2 protein-coding genes are annotated in these 1,413 nt (G+C 30.4%); both read right to left on the reverse strand.

Annotation, left to right across the window (positions count from 1 at the left end; all coding sequences use genetic code 11):
• Nucleotides 1–230 precede the first annotated feature (230 nt).
• Nucleotides 231–689 (reverse strand): DUF6560 family protein, encoded by a 459-nt coding sequence (locus tag ACW2QF_RS17540; RefSeq protein ID WP_455717315.1) that lies wholly within the window; start codon nt 687–689, stop codon nt 231–233.
• A 273-nt stretch (nt 690–962) separates the two neighbouring features.
• Complete coding sequence (locus ACW2QF_RS17545; protein WP_455717312.1) at nt 963–1,337, reverse strand: desulfoferrodoxin family protein; 375 nt, start codon at nt 1,335–1,337, stop codon at nt 963–965.
• Nucleotides 1,338–1,413 lie beyond the last annotated feature (76 nt).

Here is a 1,413-nt window from a genome sequence, read left to right on the forward strand (position 1 = left end):
AATAAGATTAAATCCTAAAGTCCCATAAAATTCTTTCACTAATTGATTTTTCTTCTCATCTAATGCTGCAAATATACCTGTTTCAAAATGCTGCAGCCGAGTCGCACTTTCAAACTCCATTTCTTTGTCTCCTTTGTTTATTCAAATAACTTTTTGAATATTATATACCAATTTTCTTATATTTTCCATACTAGGTAATATAATATTTAGCCTTGAAGCCCGAACCACCTTTACTCTACACTCCCTATAATATTACATTTATAGTACTTGGCAATCTCGATAAATTCATCATAATGTACACACAGCCAATCAATTGTAGTGATTTTCTTTCCTGATACATATACTTTTAATTCATTTTTTTTCCCTACTACAATTTTATCAATTTGTTCAAATGTGAAAGTTACCTTTCTTCGATAAATCCCATTAACAGACACCTTATTTTCTTTCACAGACAATTTCCAAGTCTTAAATTGAAGAATAAATAGTAGGACAATTCCTGAAAGTACTGCAAACACATATAAGTTACCTTTCGTAACTCTTCCAATTTTAAATATGTACATTATTGCAAACACAATAAACAAAATTACAAAAAATGCTAATACTATTTCAAAAATTCTTATACCCTCATTAGAAATCGCTACATCAAATTCCTTAGAATTGAATGTCATATTCTTTTTTTTCTTTTTCATCACTCATAAACCTTCTTTCTTTTTACAATTCAGATTAATTATAACATAAATTAGATCGATTTACTATTTTTTACTTCTGCACAATTATGTAGTAAAACTTTTAATGAGGTCCCATAAGATATACATATATCACCACTGTTCTTTAACAGATTAGGTCCTTAATTAAAAAATCCCAAGAAACTGAATATCTATAACGAATATCAAATGTACGTCATAGGCATTCAACTTCCTGGGTTTGTTTTCTATCGTGTGTGTGAATTCTTTTAATTTTATTTAATCAATATCTACTTTCCATAATCCATGTAAATTACAGTAGGCGTAAGCAGCCAAAGCCTTATCACCAGAAGATATATCAAAATGCACAATCGGTTCATCATCATGATGAAGATACTTATACTGCCCACCTCTTTGCGTCTCAAGAACAACCGTCATGATAGAATGTTCTTCTGTCATTGGATGAGTCACACTTCCAACATTTACTCGTACGGTATTTCCACTGCAAGTGACAACTGGAATATGTTTTTCAGAAGCTGCTTCCACGGTATTAGGACTTATCTCTTTGGCATCATCAAGGTTATCCTCCGATGTGTAGTTATACGTAACTGGAATCACTAAACTATTGTTATTACATTTAAAAAACTTAATCATAAATAAAATCCACCTTTCATAAGTATATACTTAGTTTGGCTTCTATGTATGATTCTATGTATCTTTTCTGTCATAA

The organism is Anaerosporobacter sp. (genome assembly GCF_965301125.1).